The organism is Corynebacterium kalidii, from assembly GCF_022869005.1.
Lineage (GTDB): Bacteria > Actinomycetota > Actinomycetes > Mycobacteriales > Mycobacteriaceae > Corynebacterium > Corynebacterium kalidii.
Genome location: NZ_JALIEA010000012.1, coordinates 1 through 26,568, shown reverse-complemented (window position 1 = coordinate 26,568; position 26,568 = coordinate 1). Strand labels below are relative to the sequence as shown.

Below are 26,568 nucleotides of genomic sequence, written 5' to 3'. Positions count from 1 at the left end.
ACAACAGCCCGGACTGTTGTCGGTTTCAGCACCCCGATTCCGACAACGCCCCGGGCTCCCGCGCAGATGCTGTCGGTGATCCACCGCTGAGCACCGACGACACCCACCACACCGGTCCCCCACCGCACACCGCGCCACACCACCCCACCGCCGTGCCCCGCCACGACCCGCACGCACAACCCCCGGGGGCACACCGGGCACGACCGGTACCACATGCGATGGCGGCGTTATGATGTCCTGATGCGATTCTCCCGTCCCCGCCGGCACCATTCACCGCTCCCGGTGGAGGTGTGGGCCCTGGTGGCCGGCGCGTTCGCCGTCGCGCTCGGCTACGGGGTCGTCGCCCCGGCGATCCCGCAGTACGCCCACGCCTTCGGTGTCTCGAATGCCGCGGCGTCGGGGATCGTCAGTGCCTTCGCGCTGATGCGGCTTGTCGGTGCTCCCCTGGCGGGCCGTGTCGTCGTCGCACTCGGGGAACGTCGGACGTACACCGTCGGTATCCTCATCGTCGCCGCGTCCACCGGGGCGTGCGCCCTCGCGGCGAACTACACGCAGCTGCTGATCCTCCGGGGACTCGGTGGGCTGGGGTCGATCATGTTCACCGTCGCCGCCACCGCCCTGTTGATCAAGGTCAGTCCGGTGGACGCCCGCGGTCGCGTCTCCAGTGTGAACGCCGCCGGCTTCCTCCTGGGCAACCTGATGGGCCCCGTGTTCGGCGCCCTGGTCGCCGGGTTCGGGCTCCGGGCACCGTTCGTCTTCTACTTCGTGATGCTCGTCGTCGCGGCCACCGTGGTGTGGTTCGCCCTGCGCAGGTCGCCTCTCGCGGGGGCCCGGGCGGACGACAGCCCCCGTGAGCCGCTCTCCCTGGCCACGTCCCTGGGTGTCCCCCAGTACCGGGTGCTGCTCGGCTCGGTGTTCGCGTTCGGGTGGACGTCCTTCGGTGTCCGGGTGTCCATCGTGCCGTTGTTCGTCGCCGCCGCATTCCACGGCGATGCCGCTGTCGCCGCCTGGGCGCTCGCGGCCTACGCCGCCGGCAACGCGGTCCTGATCATCCCGTCGGGGCGGTGGAACGACACGCTCGGACGCAAGCCGATGCTGGTCCTCGGGATGCTGGTCACCGCGGTGGGGTACGCGGCGTTCCCGATGTCACCGACCATCGTCGTGGCCTGTCTGGCGATGGTCGTCGCCGGCGCGGGTTCAGCGCTGGTGAACCCGGGTCAGCAGGCGGTGCTCGCCGACATCGTCGGTACCCGGCGCGGTGGGTCCACGGTCGCGGGGTACTCGATGTCGCAGGATCTGGGCGGGGTCCTGGGGCCGCTGGCCGCCGGTGTCCTGGTGGATGTCGCGGGGTTCGGTTGGGCTTTCGGGGTCAGCGGGGTGCTGCTGGTGCTGGCCGCGGTCGGGTGGGCGTCGGTCGCTGATTCGCGGACGTTGCAGAGTCCCCGTGGGCCCGACGACGCGGCCGGGGCGCCGTAGCAGACGCCGCAGCGCCGCGCCACAGCACCACGACATCGCCGGCTCAGCGCCGCGCCGAGAGCGCCCCGGTGAGCGGCCCCAGGATCCAGCTGACCAGCGCCATGATGATCGCTCCCCAGAAGGCGGCGCCGAAGGTGGCGATGTGCAGCCCCAGGCCCACGGCCTGTGCCACGGTCTCGGCCAGCAGGAACACGGCGGCGTTGATCACCAGGGCGAACAGGCCCAGTGTCAGAATCGTCAGGGGGAGCCCCAGGAGCCGCAGGACGGGCCGGACGGTCATGTTGAGCAGCAGGATCACCGCCGCGCAGGCGAGGAAGACCCACAGCCGGTCGTTCTGCCCGTCACCGACCAGGGGCTCGGCGGGGGCGGTGACCGTGACCCCGGTGACGAAGTAGGTCACCACCCACAGTCCCACGGCGGTGCCGACGGCGCGGACGAGGAAGTTCCAGAGAAGACCCATGCCCCGAAACTACCATCGGTTCCGCGGGGGTCAGGTGTGCCGGCGTCGTCCCCACCAGCCGATGACGGTGGGCAGGTAGGCTCCGATGACCAGCATCGCCAGGGTGCGCATCACCTGCACCACGGTGACGATCGGTTCCGAGCCCGCGTCGTGGGCGAAGGCGAGGACGGCGTAGATACCCCCGGGGACGGTGGCCAGGTAGGCGTCGATGAGGGGGATACCGCTGGAATAGGCGATGAGGACGGCGGCGAGGATCGCCCCGAGGATCATCGCGGCCACCGCGGACAGGATCAGCGGCAGGCTGTGGCTGAACTGGCGTAGGGCGGACACGGTGAGCGTCCCTCCGGCCTGGACGCCGATCACGGCGTAGGCGAGGACGAGGACTAGACCTTCCGGCCGCAGCCACTGGTCCGGCACCCCGGCGAGTCCGGCGACCCAGGTCAGCAGCATCGCCAGCAGGAGGTACGGCACCGGCAGGGTCACCACCCGGCGGGTGAGGCGCACGGTCACCCACACGGCCGCCCAGATGACCAGCGCCCCGAGAGCCGGGTGCAGGCCCGGGTCCCACCATGCCGGCGCGTCGCCGTCGGCGGAGGTTCCCCCGCCAAACTCGTCCCCGCCACCGGCGAAGAAGTGGACGAAGACGGGCAGCGTCAGCACCACCAGTGACATCCGCAGGTACTGGGTGAGGACGACGAAGCGGACGTCCTCCTTCAGTTCCGCGGCGAGCACCGTCATGCCACTGGCACCGCCGGCGAGTGTCGCCAACAGGGAGCTCACCGCGCTGGCCGCCCCGGAGCGGTACAGGAGGAACGCCGCCGCGGCACACACCGCCAGGGTGACCACCAGGGCCAGGACGGTGGGCACGATGTAGCCGACGACCGTCGCCCCGTCGAGTTGGCTCAGCGGGGCGACGCACACCATCGCGATGACCACCTGCGCCGGTTGCATCAGCGTCGGCGGCGGGGTCGTCTGCCGGTCGGAGAGGATGGCGTAGGCGCCGAAGGAGACGAGGAAGGCGACGATCCAGGAGGCCGGGACACCCAGGTGGGTGCACAGCGCGCCGAGCGCGACGGCGCATGCGGAAACCCCGGCGATCTCGACGGCACGTCGTGTGCCGGAGATCCGCCGGGGCTGTCCGGGGTCGCGTGGGGCGGGGATGCCGGTCAGGACCTGGCGGAGGCCAGCAGACGCTGGATTTCCTTGATCTGCTTCTTCTCGTTGCGCCGACCGGCGACTGTGAGGGCGACGACGAGACCCACACCGGCGACGACGCCGCCGATGATCATCTGGACCTTGGGCTGCGAGAGCACGTGGGACGCCTGGCTCTTGGCCTCGTCCGCCAGGTTCTTCGGAGCCGCGCGGACGCTGAGCTCGTCCAGAGTCCTCGCGAGCTGTTCACGGGTGCGTTCGATGTCGCTCTGGATAGAGTCGATGGTGCGGGCCACTGAAGTCTCCTGCATTACTGGTCGTGACTGACGGATTGGGGGATTGTCCCTGAATTGTACGTTCCCGGGTCACTGCGGTGCAGAAGAACCCGGCGAACTGTGTCCGACGTGTGCCCCGCCTGTGCTCGACAGGACCCGGGATCACCGTACACTCGGAGGGCATGAGCACTTCCGAGAACAACCGCACCATCCTGGAGGTCGGCGACGTCGCGCCGGACTTCACCCTCACCGACGACCGGGGCCGGCAGGTCAGCCTGTCCGACTACAGCGGGCGCCGCGTCATCGTGTACTTCTACCCCAAGGCCGACACCCCGGGCTGCACCACCGAGGCCTGCGACTTCCGGGACTCCCTCACCGAACTCAACGACGCCGGGGTGGACGTCCTCGGCATCTCCCCGGACCCGGTGGAGAAGCTGGAGGCGTTCCGCGAGAAGCACGACCTCACCTTCCCGCTGCTGTCGGACCCGGAGAAAACGACGCTGACCGCCTACGGCGCCTTCGGCGAGAAGAAGAACTACGGCAAGGTCGTGCAGGGGGTCATCCGGTCGACGTTCCTGGTCAACGGGGACGGCACCGTGGGCCTGGCGAAGTACAACGTCAAGGCCACCGGGCACGTCGCCCGGATCATCCGGGACCTCTACTAACCTCGCCTTACCCCGATCAGGAATGTCTGGCTTACCCGCGGGTCACCTCCGAGAGCATGTCCTCCAGGAACCTGTCCTCGGCACCGTTCCCCGGTAGTTCCAGTGCCCGCCGGTAGGCTGAGGCGGCGCGTTTACGGTCCCCCAGTTCCCGGTAGGTGACCGCCCTGGCCACATGGAACGGCCGGTAGTCGTCGAAGTCCTTGCCCGTGGACAGTTCGTCGAGGAGCTCACTGCCCCGCTGTAGCCCTTCGGCGCGTCCGACGGCGATAACCGTGGCCAGTCGTACCGCCGGACCGGACTCGTACCGTCCGAGAATTCGGTACAGGACGGCGATCTGACGCCAGTCGGTGTCGGCGAAGGTCGGTGCCTCGGCATGCACCGCGGCAATGGCGCCCTGGATCGCATAGCTCCGGGCCCCTGCCATTCGGGCGGCACGTTCGGCCAGGACCAGCCCCTCGTCCCTGAGCCGAGCGCTCCAGCGTGTCCTGTCTTGGTGTTCCAGGGGCACCGGCCGACCGTCCGCGGTAACCCGGGCGGGGCGCCGGGCCTCCGTGAGCAGCAGCAGCGCCAGCAGTCCCGTGGTCTCCGCGGACCCCGGTTCAAGCCGATGCACCAGGCGTGCCAGGCGTACCGCCTCCTCCGTGAGGTCGTCCCGGACGTGGGCCTGCCCGGTGCTGCGTGCGAATCCGTCGGTGTAGATCAGATAGATCACCTTCAGCACGCTGTCCAGTCTCTCCGCCAGTGCCTCGCCACCGGGCACTGCGAAGGAAATGCCGAGCGTGCGAATGCGCCTCTTCGCGCGGGTGATGCGTTGTTGTAACGTGGGCACCGAAAGCAGGAGCAGGTCGGCCACCACGCGGGTGTCTCTTCCGGCGGCAAAACGCAGGGTCATCGCGACACGGTCAGCCGGTGTCAACGCAGGGTGACAGCAGGCGATGAGCATGGCGAGGCGGTCGTCCCGGCCCGCCTGCCCCTCACCGACTGCGTCACCGACGGGGTCGGCCCCGTCGGGGCGGTCCTGCACGATGTGCAGCTCCGCGATCTTCCGCGCGAGGAGATCTTCCCGACGGACGGCATCGAAGGCTTTACGTTTAGCGACGGTCGTCAGCCACGCGACCGGGTTATCGGGTTCCCCTGACCCAGGCCACGTCCGCACCGCCTGGAGCACCGCCTCATGCAGACTGTCCTCCGCGAGATCGATGTCACCGAAGCGGCGGGTGAGAGTCGCGATCAGCCGGGCTCGGGTCTCCGCGTCCAGGACGACAGGCGGGTCGGACATGGTGTGGGGCCGCCTGTCAGTAGGGAGCCAGAGGCCGGATCTCGATGTGTCCACCCGCGCCGGACGCCGGACTCTTCTTCGCCCACGCGACCGCCGTGTCGAGGTCAGGTACGTCGATGACGTAGCCACCACCGACGAACTCGCTGACTTCCGGGTACGGCCCGGAGGAGACGACGCGGTCACCTCCTCCCGCTGCACCGTCGCTGCCGACGATGACCGAATGCTCCGGGTCCTCCAGGGCGAACGAGTAGAGGACCACCCCCGCCGCCTCGATCTCCTTGTCGAACTCGAAGAACTCCTCCGGAGAGGCACCTCCGTCGTCCCCGCAGACCGGGTCGTCGGTGTGTCCCATCAACAGTAGTGCGTACTTCATGACTCCTCCGTCACGGTAGTCAGTCCCCGGCGGTTCCGGATGCCTGCGCTGCCGGCCTATTCGGCCTCTGCACAATGATGACGTACGGGATCCCCGGATATCGACAACCCCGGCAGGATTCCGTCGAATCTATCTGACGGTGACAGGGCAGTTGCCCTCGAAGGGACGCACCGTGCCGCGGATGTCCTTCCATTCACCACGCAGGACGACCCGGTACTCCCCCGGCGCCTGACCGGTGGTGTCCCATTCCACGGTGGTGGTCGTCACGGTCATCTCGCGGTCGAAGGTGAGCAGCGTCGACCAGGACGAGTCGTGGGCGACGACGGTCCCGTCGTCGCGTTCGACCCGGAGGTAGCTGTCCTCCAGCCGGAGGTCGTTGTTGGGGTTCGCCCCGACGAAGCGGACGGTGGCGGTCTGCCCGACGCTGACGCCGCCGTCCGCGGAGAGCACGTCGCCGAAGCGCCGTCCCGGCGGGGCGGTGTCGACGACCGACACCGCCGCGGGGCTGGCGGGGATCACCCCGGTGAGGTCGCCTGCCGGTGCCCGGTGGTCGACCTGTTCCCCGGTGGCCAGGGCGGTGGCGAGCCGGTCGACGACCTGCTGGACGGCGGGGAGTTCCAGGCGTCCGAAGGCCGTGGCCCCGCCTTCGTAGTCCTGCTGTTCGTACTCCTCCGGGGTGGTGATGTAGTGGCCGTAGCCGCAGGAGTAGCCCTGCACCACGATGTTCTCCGGTGGCAGGCCCATCGCCTCGGCCACCGTCCTTCGGATCCGCAGGCCCGAGGTCACCGTGGGCTCGAACCCCAGGTAGACCAGGACCAGCCCGCCGATCCGCCACACCCCGAACAAGTGTCGCTGCTGGATCATGCCGTCGATGTAGCCCATCGGCAGGAGCATGTCCTTCGGCGCGTGGATCCGGCGGACGTCCTCCGGGACGGGGGCGAGCTCGTTGAGCCGCCGCACCCACGGTGCCCCGCCGCGTTCGCCTTCGTCGATGCCGAGGTCGATGTCCAGCCCGCCGCCGTCCTCCTGGCTCGACGCCGCGAACGCCGCACCGAGTACGGCCGGCCCGGTGCGCCCGCGGGTGCCGTCGGGCGTCCACCGGCCGTCGACCTCGACGGAGTCCATGTCCACCCAGCAGGTCCGTCCCTCCAGGGCGCCGCGCCCGTCGAGCGGGATCCGGGTGGCGCCGGACGGCTCGGCGGCGTCCGCCTGGCGTCGGCCGAGGACCGCGACCGACTCCTTCTGGCCGTCCTCCCCTGCCCCGCCCGGCCCGGAGCCGGGGACGAGTCCGTGGTTGGGCGTGACGTCCCCGGGCGTCCCCTGGGCGAACGCGGCGACGAAGGGGGCCGCGGCCAGGTCGAGGTGGTCCACCCCGGCGGCGGACTCGTAGGAGTACGCGGCGAAGCCCTTGTTGTCGCCGGAGATGTGCCGGATGTGGTGGCTGAAGCTGGTGGCGTGCACCGAGTACCAGTTGATCAGGCCGACCGGGACGCCGTCCCGGGCGACGTGGAGGGTCACCGACCGGCGGTCCACGCCGTCGGGGTTCTCGGCGATGTCCTCGGCCGGGTTCCGGTCGAACGCCATCCGGGAGCGGTTCTCGCCAACGCCGTCGACGGTGCGGCTGACGAGGGTGAGCTCGGCCGGGGCGATGTCGTCGTGCGCCCGACGGATCGACTGCACGATGCCCGCCACCTGGGCCTCGAAGGTCACCGGACGGAAGCCGAGGGTGACCAGGTCCACCATCGCGTGGCCGGAGCGTCCGCCCGGTCCGACGTGGGTGTGGGTGGCGGTGAGCACCACGTTGTCGGTGCGGTAGCTGTCGCCGTAGTGCCTGCGCAGGCGACGCAGTACCTCGAGGAAGACCGACTGGAACATCAGCGGGGTGTCCACGGTGACGTGGCAGAACCGGCGGGCGCCGTCGTCGAAGATGAAGGCACGGGAGTACAGACGCTGCCGGATACCGACCGACGTCTGCTCCTGTACCGCGTAGCCGTCCATTCCCGCGCCCAGGGGCTCGCCGGTGGCGTCGGCGATTCCCCGGCCCACCGACAGACCCGCCGCCGACGCTGCACCTCCGGCGGTCCCGGCGTGCGCGTGCGGGACGGTGGACGGCCCGACGGACGACCACAGTACGGTGCCGCCGAGTGCGGAGAGTCCGGCGAGGAATGTCCTCCGTGAGAATCCGGTCATCAATGCTCCCCTCGTGTCTGCACTGACCCTACTTCACGGCAAACATTCTCGTATCCGAAACAGAGGGGAATCGACGCCGGAATCACCGGAATGACCGTTGATATCCGGATAAGTACAGGTCAGACCGCTGCCCCCGCTTGAATTGTATCGACTCCTATAGGATTCGATGGTGGACGACCCCACCCGACGACCAGGAGAGAACCATGACCGGACGACGCAGCCTCGCCGCACTTGCACTCACCGCTTCTCTCGCCCTCGCCGCATGTGGCAACAACGTCGACGGCGACACCAGTGACAACGCCGACAGCACCGGCACCGCCGCCAGCACCCCCACCGGCACCGCCGTCGACACCTCCGCGGACGATCCAGCCGCCGACTCCGACCTGCCGGCGGTCGGTGAAACGATCAGCATCGACAAGGCGGACATCACCGTCGACAACCTCCGCGCCTTCGATCGCGGGACCACCACGCAGGTCTGTGCGGACGTGAACTTCACCGTGACCAGTGAGACGGAGCCCCTGCAGGTCCGCGGGCTCGCAGCCTGGAAGCTCTATGATCCGCAGCAGCTGCCCCGGACGCAGACCGTCTCCGAGGAAACGGACCACGTGCTCGACGAGGTCGGTCCCGGACAGAGCGAAGACGGGACCATCTGCTTCGACGGGCCCGCCGACCCCGGTGAGTACCGGCTGAGCTTCCAGGAGAACTTCGACGCACAGACCGAGCGGGCGGAATGGATCGGTACCCTCTGACGTCGCACCTGTGACCGCTCAGGGAGCGGAATGATCCACGCCCTGCGGCAGCTGGAACAGCGCGTCGTATTCGACGGCGACAGTCGGGTGGTTCGGCTCGGTCGGTTCTTGTGCCGGTCCGGTGAGGGTGTTGATCAGCTGGCGGAAAGTGCGGGGCATGGTCACTCCTTTCGACAAGGTTTCGGTGGTCCCGTCGACGGGGTCGACGGGGTTTTCTCGTGGTCTTTCGGGGGCGGACGCCGCGACGTACCTGTCCGGCCGGGGAGGCCACCGACAAAGTACGCCTCAGAGCGGCGTGAGATCCGGGATGTCCCCCTGCGTTCTGGATGGAGGGGGTGCCTGTGCAGGCATGGATGTGCGGACCCGGCGCCGTCCGGGGCGACAGCCGCATTCCCGCAGAAGCGCGACCTGGCCTGTACCGAGTGCTACCTGCGACGTGACACCGATGACTGAGCAGGACGCCGGATTTTAGCACAGGAAAGGATCCGCGCAAGTGGAAGGCGGCCCGACCCCTCTGGGCAACCGGGATTCCTGGCTGCACCCCGGGGTGGCATGCGCCGGAATGTGCGCCACCACAGGGTTGGCGATCCACGCCCCCTCACTGTGCGCCCGGGGGGACTTGAACCCCCACATCCGTCAGGACACCAGGACCTAAACCTGGCGCGTCTGCCAATTCCGCCACGGGCGCGTGGACGGCCACATCGTGGCCGTCGACACAACCGGCATACCGGCTGCTCCGGGTTATGGTACCAGCACCACCAGGGGTACCCTGGAACCCGTGCCCGAAGACTCACCCGGAACCGAGAACAGCTCGACGACCACCGGATCCCTGCAGCCGCAGTCGCTGCGAGTCCGGGTGGTCCAGGTCGTCTTCCTCGTACTCGCCGTCGTGGCCACACTCTGCCTCGCCTGGTGGCAGTGGGGCCGGTGGTCCAGCGGGGACGGCTCCTACCAGAACCTCGGTTACGCACTGCAGTGGCCGATCTTCGGCCTGTTCTTCATCTTCGCCTACCGCAGGTACATGGAGTACGAGCGGGAACGCGCCGCCGGCGCCACGGCCCCCGCAGCACCCGAGCCGTCGTCCGACGCCGCCCCCCGCGAGATCCCGGACGACATCCTCCCCACCCGCGACACCCACGCCGCCGCCCGGGAGTACTTCGAGGACGACCGACGGCGCCAGGCACGGCGCTCGGCGGGCCACAGCAAGAACGACAACACAGCAAGGACGGACTGAGAACACCGATGACCACCCCGACCACCCCTGTCACCGCACCGGTGACCCCGGCGCGTCAGCGCCGGGTCAAGGGGGCACTGACGCGCTACTCCGTGCTCGCCTACATCACGGGTCTCTTCCTGCTCTTCCTGTGTGTGGAGATGATCCTCAAGTACCTGGTCTTCCCCCCGATGGACATCGACGCCCCGGGCTGGTTCTCCCTGGTGGCCATCGTCCACGGGTGGATCTTCCTGATCTACTGCGCCACCTGCCTGGACCTGGGGGTCAAGGCCCGCTGGGCACCGGCCAAATGGGTGACGACCATCCTTGCCGGTGTGATCCCGGTCCTGTCGTTCGTGCTGGAGCGCCGCCGCCGCAACGAGGTCATCGAGGCCTTCGGCCTCGCCGGCTGACCGAGGACGCCACAGCCGTGCGGTTCAGTCCGCCTGGGACGTCTCCACCTTCGCCCGGCGCACCGCCGCGGCGTCGATGTCGGACGCCTCGGTCCCGGTGGCCGGTGACCACCCTGCCGGTGTGCCCGGCCACTGGTGGGTCAGGCAGCCCAGCACGGCCAGCGCGGCGGCCTGCGTCGTCACCGGCAGCGTGGACAGGTCGGGCAGGAAACCCGGGTTGTGGTTCGAGGGGATGTCGATGTCGAGCCGCTCGGCGGCCTCCGCCCGTCGCCACTGCTTCAGCGGCGTGATCCCCACCGTCCAGAACAGGTACGGGGCGTTGAACGCCCGGGGGATCACCGAGAAGTCCTCCGAGGCGGTCCAGGGCTCCATCTCCTGGGACTGCGCGCCGAAGAACTCGTCGAAGTGGGGGCGCACCACCGCGTAGGCGGTGCTGTCGTTGTCGGTGGCGGCGAGCAGGCCGAGGAACCGGAACTCCGGTTCCCGCTCACACCCCGCGGCCGCGGCCTCCGACCGGACGATCCGCTTGATCGCGTCCACCGCCCTGGTCCGCACCGACTCCTCGTAGAAGCGGCAGCTCAGGGCGAGCCGGGCGGAATCGGGGATCACGTTGTTGGCCTTGCCCGCCTCCACGGACGCGACGGTGACCACGGCGAACTTCCCCGGCGGCAGCTCACGGGACACCACCGTCTGCAGCTTCATCACCACCGACGCGGCAAGCACCACCGGGTCGACCGCCCGGTGCGGCATCGAGGCGTGGGCCCCACGCCCGAACAGGGTGATCTCGATCGTCGTGGAGCTGGTCAACACCGGCCCGGGGGCCGTGTACACCTGACCGGCCGGACCGGGCACCACATGCTGGCCGAGGCAGACGTCCGGACGCGGGATGATCGTCCGCAGCCCGTCGTTCACCATCCGGTGGGCACCGATGGAGGCCTCCTCGGCGGGCTGGAACAGGAAGACCACGGTGCCCTGCCACTTCTCCCGCGAGGCGTCGATGATCGACATCGCCCCCAGCGCACTGGAGGTGTGCGCGTCATGGCCGCAGGCGTGCATGGTGGGCACCCGCTGGCCCTGGGCGTCCAGCTGGGCGTGGGTCGAGGCGTAGTCGACGCCGGTGTTCTCGGCGACGGGCAGGCCGTCGAAGTCTGCGCGGAACAGCACCGTCGGCCCCTCACCGTTGCGCAGCACCGCGGTGATGCCGTGCCCGCCGATACCGGTGGTCACCTCCCAGTCGCTGAACCGCCGCAATTCCTCGGCGATGCGCCCGGCGGTCCACTCCTCGGCGCCGGAGAGCTCCGGACGCCGGTGGAACTCCTTGTACAGGCTGGTGAGCCACTCCCGGTCAAGCGCTGTCCCGGCGACGATCTCAGCGGGTTCGACGGTCACGGGCACGGTCTCACGGTTCCTTCCAGGAAGCGGGGTTCTGTTGTCCCCACCACCCTACCGCGAAACCCGGTCGCTCAACCCCTCATCAGCCACACATCAGCCACGCAGTGCGGTGAGGTACGGCACGAGTTCCGCCAGGGCGCGGCCCCGGTGCGACAGCTCGTCCTTGCGTTCCGCCGACAGCTCCGCCGACGACTTGCGCGGCTCCTCGTCCGGGGAGAACAGCGGGTCGTAGCCGAAGCCGTTGGTACCGCGCGGTTCGCGCAGCAGCATGCCGCGCCACACGCCCCGGACAGTGACCTCGGTCTCCCCGTCGAACCGTCCCGCCATCTCCTCGGGCACCACCAGCGCGCACGCGGAGACGAACCCGGCGCCCCGTCGTTCGTCGGGGACGTCGGCGGTCTGCCCCAGCAGCAGGCGGTTGTTCGCCTCGTCCACCGAACCGTCGCCGGTGTCGTGGGTGCCCGACCAGCGGGCCGACAGCACCCCCGGCATGCCGTTGAGGGCGTCGACGCACAGTCCGGAGTCGTCGGCGACGGTGGGCAGGCCCGCGTAGCGCACCCCGTCCCGGGCCTTGATCAGCGCGTTCTCCTCGAAGGTGGCGCCGGTCTCCGGGGTCTCGGGGTACGCCTCGACGTCGCGCAGGCTCAGCAGCTCGATACCGTCGACACCCGCGGCGTCAAGCACGCGGTTCAACTCGGCGAGTTTCTTGGCGTTGCGCGAGGCAACCAGGACCTTCACACTCACAGCGTCACCGTCTCCCCCAGGTCGGCGGCCAGGGCCGCACGCTGCAGCGCGGTCAGCTCACGCAGGCCGCCCTCGGCCAGGTCCAGCATCACCGACAGCTCGTCGCGGCTGAACTCGGCGTTCTCGCCGGTGCCCTGGATCTCCACGAACCGGCCCTGCTCGGTCATCACCACGTTCATGTCCACGTCGGCGCGGCTGTCCTCCTCGTACGGCAGGTCCAGGCAGGCGACACCGTCGACGATGCCGACGGATACCGCCGCCACCGGGGCCAGCAGCGGCTCACCCGGCATGACTCCGCGCTTCTTCAGCACCGCCAGCGCGTCCGCCAACGCCACGTAGGCGCCCGTGATCGAGGCGGTCCGGGTGCCGCCGTCGGCCTGCAGCACGTCGCAGTCGATGTTCACGGTGTTCTCGCCCAGGGCGCGCAGGTCCACCGCCGCACGCAGCGACCGGCCGACCAGCCGGGAGATCTCCTGGGTCCGTCCCTTGACCTTGCCCTTGACCGCTTCACGCTGCATGCGCTCGGCGGTGGCGGACGGCAGCATGGCGTACTCGGCGGTCAGCCAGCCTTCCCCGGAGTCCCGCTTGAACCGGGGCACACCCTCGGAGACGCTGGCGGTGCACATCACGCGGGTGTCACCGAACTCGACGAGGACGCTGCCTGCCGGGTTGGTGGTGAAGCCGCGGGTGACACGGACGTTCCTCAGCTGGTCGACGGCCCGTCCGTCGGCGCGGGTGGTGGGCGCGTTGTTCTCGGAAGCACTCATGTCTCGACAGTCTAGCTGCCGACGGTCACGACCATCCCGCGGCGGGCCAGCTCGACCGGACCGTCGTAGTAGCGGCGGGCCCCCCGGAGCGCACCCTCCGGATCCCCCCACGGCGGGACGTGGGTGATGATCAGCCGCCCGACCCCGGCCTGCGCCGCGGCCTGCCCCGCCTCCTCACCGGACAGGTGCATCTGCGGCGGGTTGTCGCCGTTGTCGCGTTCCCCCCAGGTCGCCTCGCACAGCAGGACGTCGGCCCCGTGGGCCAGGGCGGCGAGGTGCCCGGTGGCGGCGGTGTCGCCGCTGTAGACCAGGGAGGAGCCGTCCTGCTCCTCCACCCGGATCATGTACGACTCCGTCGGGTGCACCGCCGGCGCGGCGTACAGCGCGGTCTCCCCGATGTGGTGCACCGGGTACACCGTGCCCCGTGAGGACGCGTCGAAGGCGACCGGGGTGTCCTGCAGGTCCGGCGCCCGCCAGGACCGCACGTCCAGGATGTCGGAGAAGTCGTCGACCCGTGACGGGTGGTCGGCCGAGGCACGCCCCAGGTGCAGCGCCGCGATCGACGGGCCGATCATCGTGTGCCGCGACGAGGCGGCGTGGGTGGGGTGGAAACGCTGCCAGACCACCAGGGACGGGAAGTCCGAGCAGTGGTCGGGGTGCAGGTGGGAGAAGATCACGTCGACACTGCCCGGGTCGCCGTCCCCCTGCAGGCCGGCGAGGACCCCGGGGCCCATGTCCATGAGGATCTCGCGCCCGTCCGACATCCGCAGGAGGTAGCCGGACGCGGGGTTGTCTGGTGCAGAGAGACTCCCGGAGCATCCCAGAATGGTCATGTCCATGACAGATATTGTTACATGAACCCTGCCGTGCACCGGGAGCCAGGCAGTGATTCCGCTGAAAGCTCCCCTCAAGACGCCCCGGGAGACTCCCCGGGATCCGCTACCGCAGCATCTCCGGGATCCGGCTGACACCGGCCACCGACGGCCCCAGGAAACGGGTGGCCAGACCGGCGAACCGAGCCGGGTCCCCGGTGGACTCGAAGGTCAGCTCGGGGGCGTGGCCCGGCACCGGTTCGGCCAGCAGGTCGTTCTCCGACAGGGTGCGGTAGACCATCTTGGCGGTCTCCTCCGCCGACGACACCAGGGTCACGTCGTCGCCCATCACCAGCTGGATCACACCGGTCAGCAGCGGGTAGTGGGTGCATCCGAGCACCACGGTGTCCACCCCGGCGTCCTTCAACGGCTCGAGGTAGGTCTCCGCCAACCCCAGCAGTTGACGCCCGGAGGTGATCCCCCGCTCGATGAAGGGCACGAACTGCGGGCACGCCTGCGCGACCACCTCGACACCCGGGCTGGCGGCGAACAGGTCCTGGTACGCCCCGGAGGTCACCGTGGCCTTGGTCCCGATCACACCGACGCGGTTGTTCCTCGTCGCCGCGACCGCGCGCTGCACCGCCGGCAGGATCACCTCTACCACCGGGACCGGGTAGCGTTCACGGGCGTCGCGCAGGAACGCCGCGGAGGCGGAGTTGCAGGCGACGACGATCATCTTGCACCCGCGCTCCACGAGTTGGTCGGCGATGGCGGTGGCCAGCTCCCGGACCGTGGCCAGGGGTTTGTCCCCGTAGGGGGAGTTGGCGGTGTCGCCGATGTAGATCACCGATTCGCCGGGGAGCTGGTCGACGACCGACCGTGCCACGGTCAGTCCGCCGACCCCCGAGTCGAAGATGCCGATGGGTGATGAGGCGGTCGGTGCCGGGTGCACCACGGGGAGAGCGTCCATGGTGGATGAGTCTACTGCGCGACCGGCCCGCGCCGTACCGGACTGTCCCCCACCGGTTACGCCTCTACCCCAGGGGACGACGGCATCGTGCCTGGTCGCGCTCCCCTCCCCTGTGACGGAGGCGTCATCGACGGCCGGCGCCGTCCGGTCACTTCACCGCACCCGCCGACCGCGCCGCCGTGACCTGCCTGCGCTCCTTCGCCGCGGGACGTCCCGCCGCCCAGGCGGTCACCGCTCCACCGACGCCGCCGAACAGGTGCCCCTGCCAGCTCACCCCGGCCTGGTTGGGCAGGATCCCCCAGAACAGCCCGGCGTACACCACGACCACGGCCAGCCCCAGCAGGATCTCCAGGATCCGGCGGGTGAAGAACCCGCGGACGGCGAGGAACACCGCCCAGCCGTAGACCAGTATCGACGCCCCGACGTGCACCGTGTTCTCCCCGCCGATGAAGAACACCCCGAGGCCACCGACCACGGTCGCCACGACAGTGGACGCCCACACCGCCTTCTGCCCGGACAGGGCCACGAGGAAGAGCAGGACGGCGATGGCCGGAGTGTTGGCGACCAGGTGCGCGAAGTCGACATGGATGAACGGCGCCGGGAGGATCCCCCAGAACCGGGAGAAGTCCAGCGGGTGGATGCCGAGGGACACCAGACGGTTCCCCGAGGCCCAGTTGACGATCTGCACCACCCACAGCACCGCGAGGAACACCAGGGTGGTGACCAGCGCCTGGCCGAATCTCCCGCGGTCCCGGAACCGGGTTTTGACTGTCTTCGCGGTCGTGGCCGCCGGCGTGTGCCCGGTCATGGCTCTCCTCGCTCTCCTCAGGGTGTTCCGGTCATGATGTCCCGCCAGGACGGGACGTCGAAGGCTGTCTCGGCGGCGAGCACCGCCTGGACGACCGCGCGTTCGGCGCAGGACGCCGCGGCCGCGCAGAGCAGCGCCAGGTCGGCGGTGCCGGCACCGGCGCGGGTGCCGGACGGCGCCAGGGCGAAGAAGGTGTCGCCGTCCATCGGCAGGTGGGACGGGCGGACGGCGCGGGCCAGGCCGTCGTGCGCGGTGGTGGCGAGCCGCTGTGCCTGGGGTTTGTTCACGTCGGCGTCCGTGGCGACCACACCGATGGTGGTGTTCAGCGGTGTCGGACCGGACGGGGTCATCTTCGTCCCCCCGACACCGCGGTCGAGGATGGCGCGCAGACCGGCCTCCGTCGGCTCGGGCACCCCGGCGGCCGCGGCGCCGGTGCTCCCCCAGAGCCGGCCGGTCGCCGGGTCCACCACCGAGCCGACGGGGTTGGCGACCAGCCCGACGGCGACGGTGGCGTGGCTCCCGTCGCTGAGCCGGACGGACTCGCTGGCCTGGCCGAAACCGCCTTTCACGGCTCCGGCGGTCGCCGCGAGTCCCGCACCGACGTTCCCGGCGCGGGAGGGTCCCGCCGCGGCACCACCACCGGTTCCGGGTGTAAGCGCGTCCTCGACCGCCCGGCGCCCGGTGTCGGCGGTGGGCCGTGACGCGGGGTCGCCGACGGGCAGGTCGAAGATCACCGCCGCCGGGACGATCGGCACGGTGAGGTCAGGCACGGCGTCGCCGAGGACCCGCAGGCCGATGCCGCGGGCCTCGAGTTCGGCCATGACTCCCCCGACGGCGTCGAGGCCGTAGGCGGAACCGCCGCACAGGGCGACGGCGTGCACCGTCTCGACGGTGTTCGACGGCGCCAGCAGGTCGGTCTCCCGGGTGCCCGGTCCCCCACCGCGCACGTCCACGGCCCCCACCGCCCCGTCCGGGCACACGACGACGCTCACCCCGGAGCTGCCGACCTCGGCGTGGCCGAGTGCGAGACCGGGGACGTCGAGGAGTGTGCCGGCCGGGTCAGTCACGGCGACCACCGTCGTCCCCGTCCCCGTCGCCGTCGCCACCGTTGCCGGGGTCGGCGAAACCGTCGGGGACGTCCATCGGCCCCATCATGGCGGTGATCAGGCTGTCCTGGTGGTAGCCGAGCCACTCGAGGTAGTTCTCCATCGCCGCGACCTCGCCGTCCTGCGCCTCGCCACGGACCTGTTCGAGACGTCCGTGGTGGTAGGCGCGGACGTCGGTGAGCGCGGCGAGCCAGGCGGAGGTCTGGTCGGCGGTGAGGCTGACGTGCACCGAGCCGTCCGGGCCGAGGACGTCGCTGACCAGCCGCAGGTTCACCAGCTTGCCCTTGATGATGTCGGTCTCGTTGAACTGGCGGGACACCCCGGCCTCCCCGTCGACTTCCTCGTCGCCGTCCCGGAAGAACGCCGGGAGCATGGCGGCGAGGACGGGGTCGTCCGGGGCGTCGGTGTGCCCGGACGGCAGCCCGGTCATCTCGGCGAGTTCGTCCCTGGGCGCGGACCTGGCCCGGCCGATGAGCAGTTCACCCACGGTGGCGGCGCTGTTGCCCAGCATCTCGCGCTCCATCGGTTCGAGCTCGGTGAGGTACCTGACGCCGCGCATCAGGCTCTTCTTCTTCACCCACGGTTTCATGGTCTCCGGTCACCCTTCCGCGCGCTGCATCGTGGCCCACAGGCCGGCGGTGTGCAGTTTCTTGACGTCGCCCTCGACCTTGTCGCGCTCCCCGGAGCTGACCACGGCCTTGCCCTCGGTGTGGACCTGCATCATCAGCTCGGTCGCGCGTTTCCTGGAGTAGCCCAGCACGGTCTGGAAGACGTAGGTCACGTAACTCATCAGGTTCACCGGGTCATCCCAACAGATGCACAACCACGGGAGGTCGGCCTCGGTGAGCGAGTCCGGCAGCTGTTCCTCCACGGGAGTGACCGCCGGTGCGGCGGGAGCGGCAGGCGAAGTCATGGTGTCCAGACTACCGACTAGGATGGACGACCGTGACCGAGCACACCACCAACGAGCACACCGCGACCCCGGGACCGTCTGCACCGCCTGAAGCGTCGGGACCGTCGACCGCTCTGCTGACGGACATGTACGAACTGACGATGCTGCAGGCGTCGCTACGCGACGGCACCGCCGACCGTCCGTGCAGTTTCGAGGTCTTCACCCGCCGGCTGCCGAACGAACGCCGCTACGGGGTCGTCGCCGGGACCGCCCGGGTCCTGGAGGCCGTCCGCGACTTCCGGTTCACCGAGGCGCAGCTCGCCGGCCTGGACTTCCTCGACGAGACCACCCGGGAGTACCTGCGTTCCTACCGCTTCACCGGGCACGTCGACGGCTACCGGGAAGGTGAGCTCTACTTCCCCAACTCGCCCATCCTCACCGTGCGCGGCACCTTCGCCGAGACGGTGATCCTGGAGACGGTGATCCTGTCGATCCTCAACCACGACTCCGCCGTCGCCTCCGCCGCCGCCCGGATGGTCACCGCCGCCGAGGGACGTCCGATCATCGAGATGGGCTCGCGCCGCACCCACGAGCAGTCCGCAGTGTCCGCGGCCCGGGCGGCCTACCTGGCCGGTTTCCACTCCACCTCGAACCTCGAGGCGGCGCACCGCTACGGGCTGCCCGCCGGCGGCACCAGTGCCCACGCCTGGACGCTGCTGCATGTCGACGACGACGGCCGTCCGGACGAGAAGGCCGCGTTCCGTTCGCAGATCGCCGCCCAGGGCCCCGGCACCACCCTGCTGGTCGACACCTACGACATCACCCAGGGCGTGCGCAACGCCGTGGAGGTGGCCGGTACAGCACTGGGTGCCGTGCGGATCGACTCCGGTGACCTCGGTGTGCTCGCCCGGCAGGTCCGCGACCAGCTCGACTCCCTCGGTGCGTACGACACCCGCATCGTGGTCTCCTCGGACCTCAACGAGTTCGCCATCGCCGCGCTGCGCAGCGAGCCGGTGGACATCTACGGCGCCGGGACGTCGGTGGTCACCGGCTCCGGCGCCCCCACCGCCGGGCTGGTGTACAAGCTCACCTCGGTGGACGGGCACCCGGTGGCCAAGCGCAGCAGCCACAAGGCCAGCCACGGTGGGGCGAAACGGGCGCTGCGGGCCTGCCGCGACACCGGCACCGCGGTGGAGGAGGTGGTGTACCCTTTCGACGCCGCGATGCCGGAGCTGGGCATCCTGCACCCGGTGGAGCTCACCGTGCCGCTGATGCGCGACGGCGCGGTCGTCGACGGTCTGCCGACCCTCGACGAGTCCCGTGACCACCTCGCCCGCCAGTTGGTGACCTTGCCGTGGGAGGGCCTGGCCCTGTCCCGCGACGAGCCCGCCCTGAGCGTCCGGTTCGCCGGCCTGTGAACGCCCGGGAGAAGCGCACCAGTGAGCTGCTCGACAATGCCGTCGCGGCACTCGGCGGCTCGCGACGTGACGGGCAGCGCCGGATGGCGGCGGCGGTGTCGACGGCGATCGCCGACCGCAGGCACCTCGCCGTGCAGGCCGGCACAGGTACCGGTAAGTCCCTGGCGTACCTCGTCCCGGCCCTGGAGCACGCGGTGGGCGCCGGCGAACGGGTGGTGGTCTCCACGGCGACGATCGCCCTGCAGCGCCAGCTGGTCGACCGTGACCTGCCGCGCGTCACCGAGGCACTGGCCGCGGGGCTGGGGCGGCGTCCGAGCTTCGCGATCCTCAAGGGCCGCAACAACTACGTCTGCCTGAACCGGATCGGCGGCACCGGCGGCGGGGACGACGACGGCGACACCGGGGCCCTGATCGACGAGGCGGAGGTCACCGCCACCGGCGCGCAGGTCGCGCGCCTGCACGAGTGGGCCCAGGAGACCGAGGACGGCGACCGCGACACCCTGCCCCGCGGGGTGTCGGACCGGGCGTGGCGCCAGGTCAGCGTCACCAGCCGCGAGTGCGTGGGCGCGACCCGCTGCCCCTTCGGCGACCAGTGTTTCGCCGAGGCCGCCAAGGAGAAGGCCGCCCAGTCGGACGTGGTGGTCACCAACCACGCGCTGCTGGCCATCGACGCGCTGTCGGAGCAGTCGGTCCTGCCGAACCACGACACCGTGATCATCGACGAGGCCCACGAGCTCGAGGGCCGCATCACCTCCGTCGCCACCGAGGAGCTGTCGGGTGCGGCGGTGGCCATCCTCGCCCGCCGCTGCGAGAAGGTCGGGCCCGACGACTGCGCCACCGAACTGCTCGGTGCCGGCGACACCTGGACCGCCGAGATGGAGGCCGCGGTGACCGGCGGGACGGCCCCCGACGGCCGGTGGACGAGTGTGCCCGTCACGCTGGTGGAACCGCTGCACGCCCTGCGTGACGCACTGTGGAAGACCCGCAGCCGCCTGCAGGGCAGCGGCGGGACGGGCGCCCTCGACGGTGGTGCCGACAACGACCCGGAGAAGACCGCGGAGATCTTCTCCTGCCTCGCCGCGTGCGAGGAGATGCACGACACCGTGGTGCGCATCCTGGAGGCCTCCCCGGCCGACGCCACCGAGGGCGGCGACGGCAGCGGGGGCGGCAGCGACGGCGGCAGCGACGGCTCCGCGGACACGGAGGACACGGCGGACTCACTGCTCGGCGAGGACGTCGTCTGGCTCTCCGGCGACCGGCAACGCCGCAGCGTCTACGTCGCGCCGCTGAGTGTGTCCGACCTGCTCCGCGGCCGTCTGTTCGCCGACCAGACCGTGGTGCTCACCTCAGCGACGCTGGCCCTCGGCGGGCGCTTCACCTCCATGCTGGCGACCTGGGGCCTCGCCGCGTCGACATGCACCACCCTCGACGTCGGCACGCCCTTCGACCCGGCGACACACGGCATCCTCTACACCGCCCGCCACCTCCCTCCCCCGGGGCGCGAGGGCACCTCGCCGGAATCCCTCGACGAACTCGCCCAGCTCGTCACCGCCGCCGGAGGCCGGACGCTGGGCCTGTTCTCGTCGCGCCGTGCCGCGGAGAACGCCGCGGCCGAACTGCGTACCCTGGTGCCCTACGAGATCCTCTGCCAGGGCGACGACTCCCTCGGCGCCCTGATCGACCGGTTCCGCGCGGAGCCGGAGACCTGCCTGTTCGGAACCCTGAGCCTATGGCAGGGTGTGGACGTCCCCGGACCGTCGCTGTCCCTGGTCGTGATCGACCGGATCCCGTTCCCCCGGCCCGACGACCCGCTGTCCCAGGCACGCAAGGACGCCGTCGACGCCGCCGGCCGCAGCGGTTTCATGGAGATCGCCGCGACCCACGCGGCACTGCTGATGGCGCAGGGGGCCGGACGCCTGCTGCGCGCCGTCGACGACCGCGGCGTGGTCGCCGTCCTCGACCAACGACTGGCCACGAAACGCTACGGTTCCTTCCTCCGCGCGTCGATGCCGGCGTTCTGGCAGACCGTCGACGGTGAGACCGCGCGGGGGGCGTTGCGACGCCTCCGCGCCGGCTGAGACGCACCGACTGGTGTGGGTCCCCCGCCTGCGCCGATCCCCGTCGTCCCGGAGTCGGGTGTGCCGCCGCGGGGGATTGTGGGCGGAGTCACCCGCGGTCACGGGTAGGATTGGCCACGAACACATGTACCGGGCCACGACGACCCCGAAATCCCGCGCAGGAGGACACCCATGCCAGTCACGAGTGACCGTCCCGACGTCACCATCCCTGATGTCGGACTCCACGAGTACCTCTACGGTGGCCTGTCCCCCGAGGACGAGGACCGCGTCGCCGTGGTCGACCTCGCCGGCGGCACCGAGACGTCCTACGCCACGCTGCGCAGCCACGTCGACTCCGTCGCCGGCTGGCTGTCACGCCACGGCGTCGCCAAGAACGACGTCGTCGCCCTCCACTGCCCGAACTCCGTGGAGTTCATCATCGCCGCCCACGCGCTCTGGCGCCTCGGGGCGGTCCTGACCCCCGTCCCGCTGCTGGCGTCGCCGGCCAGCGTCGCCGAGCAGCTGCGCGACTCCCACGCGGTGATGCTGATGACCCTCGCCGGACTCGGGGACGGCGGCGAGGAGGCCGCCGAACTCGCCGGCCTGCCGGACGACCGGTTGATCCACCTCGACACCTCCCGGGGTCTCACCCAGATGCTGGCGGAGCGCAGCACCCCGCCGGCCGTCTCCTTCGACCCGGCGACACAGCTCGCCGCCCTGCCCTACTCCTCGGGCACCACCGGGCTGCCCAAGGGCGTGCGGCTGACCCACCGCAACCTGGTGGCGAATATGGCGCAGGTCGAGAACTCCGACCTGATCACCCGCGACGACGTGGTCTTCGGCGTGCTGCCCTTCTTCCACATCTACGGCCTGTCCACCCTGGCCAACCTGGTGATCCGCCTGCGTGCCCGGCTGCTCACCGTCCCCCGCTTCGAGCTCAACACCTTCCTGCGCAACCACCAGAAGCACGGGGTGACCTTCACCTTCATCGCCCCGCCCGTGGCCGTGGCCCTGGCGAAGCACCCGGAGGTCGACAACTACGACCTCTCGACGCTGCGGGCGGTGCTCTCCGGGGCGGCGAGCCTCGACGAGGACCTCGCCCGCGCCGTGGAGAAGCGGCTCGGTATCGACGTCTACCAGGGCTACGGCCTCACCGAGACCAGCCCGGTGACCCACGTCAACGCCGACAGGAGCCTCTCCCCGGGATCCGTCGGTCGTCCGGTGTCCAACACCGAGCACAGGATCGTCGACCCGGACTCCGGCGAGGAGATCCCCGTCCCGGCCCAGGAGGGGTCCCTGAGCGACGCCGGTGAACTGTGGGTCCGTGGACCCCAGGTCATGGAGGGCTACCTAGCTGACGCCGACGCCACGGCGCTGCCCGGTGACGGGTGGCTGCGGACCGGGGACCTCGCCCGGCACGGCTCCACCGGTGAGGTGTTCATCGTCGACCGGCTCAAGGAGCTGATCAAGTACAAGGGACACCAGGTCCCGCCCGCCGAGCTCGAGGCCCTGCTGCTCACGCACGACGATGTCACGGACGCCGCGGTCGTCGGGGTGACCGACACCGACGGGGAGGAGGTCCCGAAGGCCTTCATCGTGGCCCGCGACGCCGACGCCGCGGGGGACGCCCTCAGCGAGGCACTGGTCGGCTTCATCGCCGAGCGGGTGGAACCCTACAAGAAGATCCGCGCCCTGGAGTTCGTCGAGCAGATCCCGAAGTCCGCGACCGGGAAGATCCTGCGCCGCTCCCTGCTCTGACCCGGCGCCGTCAGCCCCGGTCCAGCGCCACCACCGTGACCGAGCCCGGGGCGACCTCGGTGTAGCCGGCGTCGCGCACGACCGCGGCGGCACCCCGGCCGGAGTCCCCCACCTCACCTGCACCGTCGGCCTCCCGCGATTCAGCGGCGGCGCGACGGTCCGCGAACCGTGCGGCGTCGACCTCGCAGACATGCAGCGGGAATCCCTCGTCCCGCCAACGCCGCGCGCGGTCCCGGCCCATCGCCGCGGCCAGCAACATCGAACCGTGCGCGACCTGTGCCGCTGCCTTCCCCACGCTCATCCCCAGGGACGCGTCGACGTAGACCACCGGGTGGTCGTCCCCGGCGGTCACCCCCTCCGCGTCCTCGGGCAGCGGCAGGTCCGTGCCCTCGATCTGCAGCTTGTTGAGCGCCGCCGGGGTGTCCACCACCGGGCACGGGACGAAGGCGCGGGCCTCGGCGCCCCGCACCTCCGCGGTCACCCCGGGCAGGGCCTGTACGTCAGTCCACTTCTTGTTCCGTGCCCGCCGGGCGATCTTGCGGATCCGCACGCCGTACCAGGCCACCAGGGCACGGGCCACGTCACCGTCTGCCTCCTCCGGGGTGTCCGCAGCGTCTGTGTCGTCCGCGCCGGACGCCTCGGCGAGACCGACCCCGGCACGCTCGTCCAGACACAGCGACACGCACGCCACCGCCGCTGCCTCCAGCAGGTCCCGCCGTTCCGGGCGGGGCTCATGCGGGATGTGCAGTACCAGGGGCATGGCGCGGATGCTCGAGGGGTCGTCGGGGTTCTCCCCGTCGTTCTCCCCCAGGACCGTCCTCAGGCGGTCGTGGGCGCGCTCGAAGGACAACTCACTGCTCCAACGGGACGCGGCGGTAGGAGCCGTCCTGGAGGTCTGCGGCGTCGATCTCGTCGCGGTCGATCCCGAGCATGAAGAGGACCTCGTCCAGGAACGGGTGGTTCACGGTGGCGTCGGCGACCTCACGCAAGGCGGGTTTCGCGTTGAATGCGATCCCCAGGCCGGCCACAGACAACATGGCGATGTCGTTGGCCCCGTCGCCCACGGCGACCGTCTGGTGCAGGGCGATGCCGTTCGACCAGGCGAACTCCTTCAGGCTCTCGGCCTTGACGTCGCGGTCGATGACCTGGCCGATGACCCGTCCGGTGAGCTTGCCGTCGACGATCTCCAGGGTGTTCGCACGGTAGAAGTCGAGGCCGAGCTCGCGGGCCAGAGGTTCGAGGACTTGGACGAAGCCCCCGGAGACCGCACCGGTGCGGAAACCCAGCCGCTTGAGGGTGCGGATCGTCGTCCGTGCTCCGGGGGTCAGCTGGACCATGCGGGAGACCTCGTCGATGACGGAGGCGTCCAGTCCGGCGAGCGCCTTGACCCGTTCATGCAGCGACTCGGAGAAGTCGAGTTCCCCACGCATCGCGCGCTCGGTGACCTCGGCGACCTCCGCCTCACGTCCGGCGTGGGCGGCGAGCATCTCGATGACCTCCTGCTGGATCAGCGTGGAGTCGACGTCGAAGCAGATCAGCCGGGGTGCCCGGCGGGTGAGGCCGGCCCGCTGGATGGCGATGTCCACGCCGGTGGCGTGGGACACCGTGGCCAGTGACTGGCGCAGGGCCGCGCTGCCGCCGGGGCTCGGGTCGGCCGCGGTGACCTTGAGTTCGAGTCCGGTCACGGGGTAGTCGGCGATGCCGCGGATGCGGTCGATGTTCGCGCCGTGGTCGACGAGGGTCTGGCCGATCGCGGAGATGTGTTCGGCGGTCACAGGGTTGCCGAGGACGATGACGGCGTGCGTGGAGCGGGGACGGCTGCCCTGCAGCCCGTCGTCCACGTCGAGGGTGACGGTCATCTCGCGGCCGGCGAGTTCGTCGGTCAAGGCCTGTCGCATGGCCTCGGTACTGCCGGCGACGACACCGATATAGGCGGCGAGGTTGAGGGTTCCCCGGAAGTTGGCTTGTTCGACGTCCAGGAGTTGGACGCCGTGGTCGGCGAGGATGCGGAAGAAGTCCGCGGACACGCCGGGGGCGTCGGGCCCGGTGACGGTGACGACGCCGGGGAGGAGTCCGGGGGCGAGGCTGACGGTGAGGTGACGGGAGGAAGTGTGCTGGTCCACACGTCTCATTCTTCCATGCACCCCTCAGACGGAAACAGCCGCACCCCGCGTAGTTGGGGTGCGGCTCATCTCAGCGAGCGGGGACTAGAAGTGGCGTCCCACGTGTGCTTCCTCGCGGGCGGTCTTGACCATGTGCGGGTGGTGCAGCTCGAACGCCGGACGCTCCGAACGGATCTTCGGCATCGAGGTGAAGTTGTGCCGCGGCGGCGGGCAGGAGGTGGCCCACTCCAGCGAGTTGCCGTAGCCCCACGGGTCGTCCACGGTGACGACCTCACCGTAACGCCAGGACTTGAACACGTTCCACACGAACGGCAGCACGGAGATACCGAGGATCAGGGCACCGATGGTGGACACCTGGTTCAGGACGGTGAAGTTGTCCTGGTCGAGGTAGTCGGCGTAGCGGCGCGGCATACCCATGTTGCCCAGCCAGTGCTGCACCAGGAACGTGGTGTGGAAGCCGACGAAGGTCAGCCAGAAGTGGATCTTGCCCAGCTTCTCGTCCAGCATCCGGCCGGTGATCTTCGGGAACCAGAAGTACACGCCGGCGAAGGAGCCGAAGGCGACGGTTCCGTAGAGCACGTAGTGGAAGTGGGCGACCACGAAGTAGGTGTCCGAGAGGTGGAAGTCCAGTGCCGGCGAGGCCAGCATCACACCGGTCAGACCACCGAACAGGAAGGTGGCGAAGAACCCGACGGCGAACACCATGGGGGTCTCGAAGGTGATCCGGCCCTTCCACATCGTGCCCAGCCAGTTGAAGAACTTCATGCCGGTCGGCACGGCGATCAGGAAGGTCATGAAGCTGAAGAACGGCAGCAGCACCGCACCGGTGACGAACATGTGGTGCGCCCACACCGCCAGCGACAGCGCCGCGATCGACAGCGTGGCGAACACCAGGCCGACGTAACCGAACATCGGCTTACGGGAGAACACCGGGAAGATCTCGGAGACGATGCCGAAGAACGGCAGGGCCAGGACGTAGACCTCGGGGTGGCCGAAGAACCAGAACAGGTGCTGCCACAGGATCGCGCCACCGTTGGCCGGGTCGTAGATATGGCCGCCGAGCAGGCGGTCGTAGAGCACACCGAGTGCGGCCGCGGTCAGCAGCGGGAAGATCAGCAGCACCAGCAGGGACATCACCAGGATGTTCCAGGTGAACACCGGCATGCGGAACATCGTCATACCGGGCGCACGCAGGCACAGGATCGTGGTGATCATGTTGACGCCGGCGAGGATGCTGCCGACGCCGCCGACACCGACACCGACGATCCACAACTGCGAGCCCACACCGGGCGAGTGGATGGCGTCCGCCAGCGGCATGTACATCGTCCAGCCGAAGTCCGCCGCGCCACCGGGGGTGAGGAAGCCGGTGAGCATGATGATGCCGCCCCAGGTGGTCAGCCAGAAGCCGAAGGCGTTCAGCCGGGGGAAGGCCACGTCCGGTGCACCGATCTGCAGCGGCATGATGTAGTTGGCGAA

At 70.1% G+C, this 26,568-nt stretch carries 27 protein-coding genes and 1 tRNA gene; 8 read left to right on the top strand and 20 right to left on the bottom strand.

Annotation, left to right across the window (positions count from 1 at the left end; genetic code table 11):
* The first annotated feature begins 240 nt into the window (after positions 1–240).
* On the top strand, positions 241–1,476 hold the full coding sequence (locus MUN33_RS05925; protein WP_244803990.1) for an MFS transporter: 1,236 nt from the start codon (positions 241–243) through the stop codon (positions 1,474–1,476).
* 43 nt (positions 1,477–1,519) lie between these two features.
* Here the strand turns inward: MUN33_RS05925 and MUN33_RS05920 are convergent, their stop codons facing one another.
* The 3 genes from MUN33_RS05920 to MUN33_RS05910 form a co-directional block, all read right to left on the bottom strand.
* Complete coding sequence (locus MUN33_RS05920) at positions 1,520–1,936, bottom strand: phage holin family protein (protein WP_244803989.1); 417 nt, start codon at positions 1,934–1,936, stop codon at positions 1,520–1,522.
* A 30-nt stretch (positions 1,937–1,966) separates the two neighbouring features.
* A complete protein-coding gene (locus MUN33_RS05915; protein WP_369414939.1) occupies positions 1,967–3,034 on the bottom strand; it encodes an AbrB family transcriptional regulator in 1,068 nt (355 codons plus the stop codon).
* Positions 3,035–3,102: 68 nt separating this feature from the next.
* Complete coding sequence (locus MUN33_RS05910) at positions 3,103–3,384, bottom strand: DUF3618 domain-containing protein (RefSeq protein WP_244803988.1); 282 nt, start codon at positions 3,382–3,384, stop codon at positions 3,103–3,105.
* 161 nt (positions 3,385–3,545) lie between these two features.
* Here MUN33_RS05910 and bcp point away from each other — a divergent pair, with 161 nt between their 5' ends.
* On the top strand, positions 3,546–4,028 hold the full coding sequence (gene bcp, locus MUN33_RS05905; protein WP_244803987.1) for a thioredoxin-dependent thiol peroxidase: 483 nt from the start codon (positions 3,546–3,548) through the stop codon (positions 4,026–4,028).
* Between the two features lie 31 nt (positions 4,029–4,059).
* Here the strand turns inward: bcp and MUN33_RS05900 are convergent, their stop codons facing one another.
* From MUN33_RS05900 to MUN33_RS05890, 3 genes are all read right to left on the bottom strand, one after another.
* Positions 4,060–5,307 (bottom strand): RNA polymerase sigma factor, encoded by a 1,248-nt coding sequence (locus tag MUN33_RS05900; RefSeq protein WP_244803986.1) that lies wholly within the window; start codon positions 5,305–5,307, stop codon positions 4,060–4,062.
* Positions 5,308–5,323: 16 nt separating this feature from the next.
* Positions 5,324–5,680, bottom strand: a complete 357-nt coding sequence (locus tag MUN33_RS05895; RefSeq protein ID WP_244803985.1) for a YciI family protein — start codon at positions 5,678–5,680, stop codon at positions 5,324–5,326.
* A 129-nt stretch (positions 5,681–5,809) separates the two neighbouring features.
* Positions 5,810–7,870, bottom strand: a complete 2,061-nt coding sequence (locus MUN33_RS05890; protein ID WP_244803984.1) for a neutral/alkaline non-lysosomal ceramidase N-terminal domain-containing protein — start codon at positions 7,868–7,870, stop codon at positions 5,810–5,812.
* A 203-nt stretch (positions 7,871–8,073) separates the two neighbouring features.
* On the opposite strand from MUN33_RS05890, the gene MUN33_RS05885 reads away from it, so the two are divergent.
* Positions 8,074–8,619: a hypothetical protein gene (locus MUN33_RS05885; protein WP_244803983.1), complete on the top strand. Its 546-nt coding sequence runs from the start codon at positions 8,074–8,076 to the stop codon at positions 8,617–8,619.
* 18 nt (positions 8,620–8,637) lie between these two features.
* Here MUN33_RS05885 and MUN33_RS05880 read toward each other — a convergent pair whose 3' ends face one another.
* Positions 8,638–8,778, bottom strand: coding sequence for a hypothetical protein (locus tag MUN33_RS05880; RefSeq protein ID WP_244803982.1), 141 nt, complete (start codon positions 8,776–8,778; stop codon positions 8,638–8,640).
* A 445-nt stretch (positions 8,779–9,223) separates the two neighbouring features.
* Positions 9,224–9,307, bottom strand: a tRNA-Leu gene (locus tag MUN33_RS05875).
* A gap of 90 nt (positions 9,308–9,397) precedes the next feature.
* On the opposite strand from MUN33_RS05875, the gene MUN33_RS05870 reads away from it, so the two are divergent.
* Positions 9,398–9,853 (top strand): hypothetical protein, encoded by a 456-nt coding sequence (locus tag MUN33_RS05870; protein WP_439647837.1) that lies wholly within the window; start codon positions 9,398–9,400, stop codon positions 9,851–9,853.
* Between the two features lie 8 nt (positions 9,854–9,861).
* Positions 9,862–10,245 (top strand): DUF3817 domain-containing protein, encoded by a 384-nt coding sequence (locus MUN33_RS05865; protein WP_244803981.1) that lies wholly within the window; start codon positions 9,862–9,864, stop codon positions 10,243–10,245.
* 24 nt (positions 10,246–10,269) lie between these two features.
* On the opposite strand, the gene MUN33_RS05860 is transcribed toward MUN33_RS05865, so the two are convergent.
* From MUN33_RS05860 to clpS, 9 genes are all read right to left on the bottom strand, one after another.
* Positions 10,270–11,640, bottom strand: coding sequence for an amidohydrolase (locus MUN33_RS05860; RefSeq protein WP_439647836.1), 1,371 nt, complete (start codon positions 11,638–11,640; stop codon positions 10,270–10,272).
* 90 nt (positions 11,641–11,730) lie between these two features.
* Positions 11,731–12,375 (bottom strand): non-canonical purine NTP pyrophosphatase, encoded by a 645-nt coding sequence (locus MUN33_RS05855; protein ID WP_244804415.1) that lies wholly within the window; start codon positions 12,373–12,375, stop codon positions 11,731–11,733.
* Positions 12,376–12,377: 2 nt separating this feature from the next.
* Positions 12,378–13,148, bottom strand: coding sequence for a ribonuclease PH (gene rph / locus MUN33_RS05850; protein ID WP_244803980.1), 771 nt, complete (start codon positions 13,146–13,148; stop codon positions 12,378–12,380).
* Positions 13,149–13,159: 11 nt separating this feature from the next.
* The gene (locus tag MUN33_RS05845; RefSeq protein WP_244803979.1) at positions 13,160–13,987 is read right to left on the bottom strand and encodes an MBL fold metallo-hydrolase; all 828 of its coding nucleotides are present in this window, start codon (positions 13,985–13,987) and stop codon (positions 13,160–13,162) included.
* A gap of 100 nt (positions 13,988–14,087) precedes the next feature.
* Positions 14,088–14,930, bottom strand: a complete 843-nt coding sequence (gene murI, locus MUN33_RS05840; RefSeq protein ID WP_244803978.1) for a glutamate racemase — start codon at positions 14,928–14,930, stop codon at positions 14,088–14,090.
* A gap of 148 nt (positions 14,931–15,078) precedes the next feature.
* Positions 15,079–15,738, bottom strand: coding sequence for a rhomboid family intramembrane serine protease (locus MUN33_RS05835; protein ID WP_244803977.1), 660 nt, complete (start codon positions 15,736–15,738; stop codon positions 15,079–15,081).
* A 17-nt stretch (positions 15,739–15,755) separates the two neighbouring features.
* Positions 15,756–16,805: a P1 family peptidase gene (locus MUN33_RS05830; RefSeq protein ID WP_244803976.1), complete on the bottom strand. Its 1,050-nt coding sequence runs from the start codon at positions 16,803–16,805 to the stop codon at positions 15,756–15,758.
* A complete protein-coding gene (locus tag MUN33_RS05825; protein ID WP_244803975.1) occupies positions 16,798–17,433 on the bottom strand; it encodes a DUF2017 domain-containing protein in 636 nt (211 codons plus the stop codon). Before MUN33_RS05825 ends, MUN33_RS05830 begins: the two co-directional genes overlap by 8 nt.
* A 9-nt stretch (positions 17,434–17,442) precedes the next feature.
* Positions 17,443–17,757: an ATP-dependent Clp protease adapter ClpS gene (gene clpS, locus MUN33_RS05820; protein WP_244803974.1), complete on the bottom strand. Its 315-nt coding sequence runs from the start codon at positions 17,755–17,757 to the stop codon at positions 17,443–17,445.
* A 32-nt stretch (positions 17,758–17,789) separates the two neighbouring features.
* Between clpS and MUN33_RS05815 the strand changes: the two genes are divergently transcribed.
* The 3 genes from MUN33_RS05815 to MUN33_RS05805 all read left to right on the top strand — a co-directional run bounded on the left by MUN33_RS05815 (position 17,790) and on the right by MUN33_RS05805 (position 22,969).
* Positions 17,790–19,154, top strand: coding sequence for a nicotinate phosphoribosyltransferase (locus tag MUN33_RS05815; RefSeq protein ID WP_369414929.1), 1,365 nt, complete (start codon positions 17,790–17,792; stop codon positions 19,152–19,154).
* Entirely contained in the window at positions 19,151–21,232 is a 2,082-nt protein-coding gene (locus MUN33_RS05810; RefSeq protein ID WP_244803973.1) for an ATP-dependent DNA helicase, read from the top strand. Before MUN33_RS05815 ends, MUN33_RS05810 begins: the two co-directional genes overlap by 4 nt.
* A gap of 171 nt (positions 21,233–21,403) precedes the next feature.
* Positions 21,404–22,969 (top strand): AMP-binding protein, encoded by a 1,566-nt coding sequence (locus MUN33_RS05805; protein WP_244803972.1) that lies wholly within the window; start codon positions 21,404–21,406, stop codon positions 22,967–22,969.
* A 10-nt stretch (positions 22,970–22,979) separates the two neighbouring features.
* Here MUN33_RS05805 and MUN33_RS05800 read toward each other — a convergent pair whose 3' ends face one another.
* The 3 genes from MUN33_RS05800 to MUN33_RS05790 all read right to left on the bottom strand — a co-directional run.
* Complete coding sequence (locus tag MUN33_RS05800; RefSeq protein ID WP_244803971.1) at positions 22,980–23,819, bottom strand: aminoacyl-tRNA hydrolase; 840 nt, start codon at positions 23,817–23,819, stop codon at positions 22,980–22,982.
* A gap of 1 nt (position 23,820) precedes the next feature.
* Positions 23,821–25,092 carry a phosphoserine phosphatase SerB gene (serB, locus tag MUN33_RS05795; protein ID WP_439647835.1) on the bottom strand — a complete coding sequence of 424 codons (1,272 nt, stop codon included), beginning with the start codon at positions 25,090–25,092 and terminating at the stop codon, positions 23,821–23,823.
* Between the two features lie 84 nt (positions 25,093–25,176).
* A partial coding sequence (locus MUN33_RS05790) for a cbb3-type cytochrome c oxidase subunit I (protein WP_244803969.1) occupies positions 25,177–26,568 on the bottom strand: 1,392 nt, incomplete at its 5' end.

What these genes read in the sequence shown, in the direction of transcription:
- murI (WP_244803978.1), bottom strand. Translation starts at nt 14,930, where the DNA reads ATGGACGCTCTCCCCGTGGTGCACCCGGCACCGACCGCCTCATCACCC.
- MUN33_RS05895 (WP_244803985.1), bottom strand. Translation starts at nt 5,680, where the DNA reads ATGAAGTACGCACTACTGTTGATGGGACACACCGACGACCCGGTCTGC.
- MUN33_RS05900 (WP_244803986.1), bottom strand. Translation starts at nt 5,307, where the DNA reads ATGTCCGACCCGCCTGTCGTCCTGGACGCGGAGACCCGAGCCCGGCTG.
- MUN33_RS05825 (WP_244803975.1), bottom strand. Translation starts at nt 17,433, where the DNA reads ATGAAACCGTGGGTGAAGAAGAAGAGCCTGATGCGCGGCGTCAGGTAC.
- bcp (WP_244803987.1), top strand. Translation starts at nt 3,546, where the DNA reads ATGAGCACTTCCGAGAACAACCGCACCATCCTGGAGGTCGGCGACGTC.
- clpS (WP_244803974.1), bottom strand. Translation starts at nt 17,757, where the DNA reads ATGACTTCGCCTGCCGCTCCCGCCGCACCGGCGGTCACTCCCGTGGAG.
- MUN33_RS05925 (WP_244803990.1), top strand. Translation starts at nt 241, where the DNA reads ATGCGATTCTCCCGTCCCCGCCGGCACCATTCACCGCTCCCGGTGGAG.
- MUN33_RS05845 (WP_244803979.1), bottom strand. Translation starts at nt 13,987, where the DNA reads ATGGACATGACCATTCTGGGATGCTCCGGGAGTCTCTCTGCACCAGAC.
- MUN33_RS05880 (WP_244803982.1), bottom strand. Translation starts at nt 8,778, where the DNA reads ATGCCCCGCACTTTCCGCCAGCTGATCAACACCCTCACCGGACCGGCA.
- rph (WP_244803980.1), bottom strand. Translation starts at nt 13,148, where the DNA reads ATGAGTGCTTCCGAGAACAACGCGCCCACCACCCGCGCCGACGGACGG.
- MUN33_RS05920 (WP_244803989.1), bottom strand. Translation starts at nt 1,936, where the DNA reads ATGGGTCTTCTCTGGAACTTCCTCGTCCGCGCCGTCGGCACCGCCGTG.
- MUN33_RS05885 (WP_244803983.1), top strand. Translation starts at nt 8,074, where the DNA reads ATGACCGGACGACGCAGCCTCGCCGCACTTGCACTCACCGCTTCTCTC.
- MUN33_RS05865 (WP_244803981.1), top strand. Translation starts at nt 9,862, where the DNA reads ATGACCACCCCGACCACCCCTGTCACCGCACCGGTGACCCCGGCGCGT.
- MUN33_RS05805 (WP_244803972.1), top strand. Translation starts at nt 21,404, where the DNA reads ATGCCAGTCACGAGTGACCGTCCCGACGTCACCATCCCTGATGTCGGA.
- MUN33_RS05890 (WP_244803984.1), bottom strand. Translation starts at nt 7,870, where the DNA reads ATGACCGGATTCTCACGGAGGACATTCCTCGCCGGACTCTCCGCACTC.
- MUN33_RS05835 (WP_244803977.1), bottom strand. Translation starts at nt 15,738, where the DNA reads ATGACCGGGCACACGCCGGCGGCCACGACCGCGAAGACAGTCAAAACC.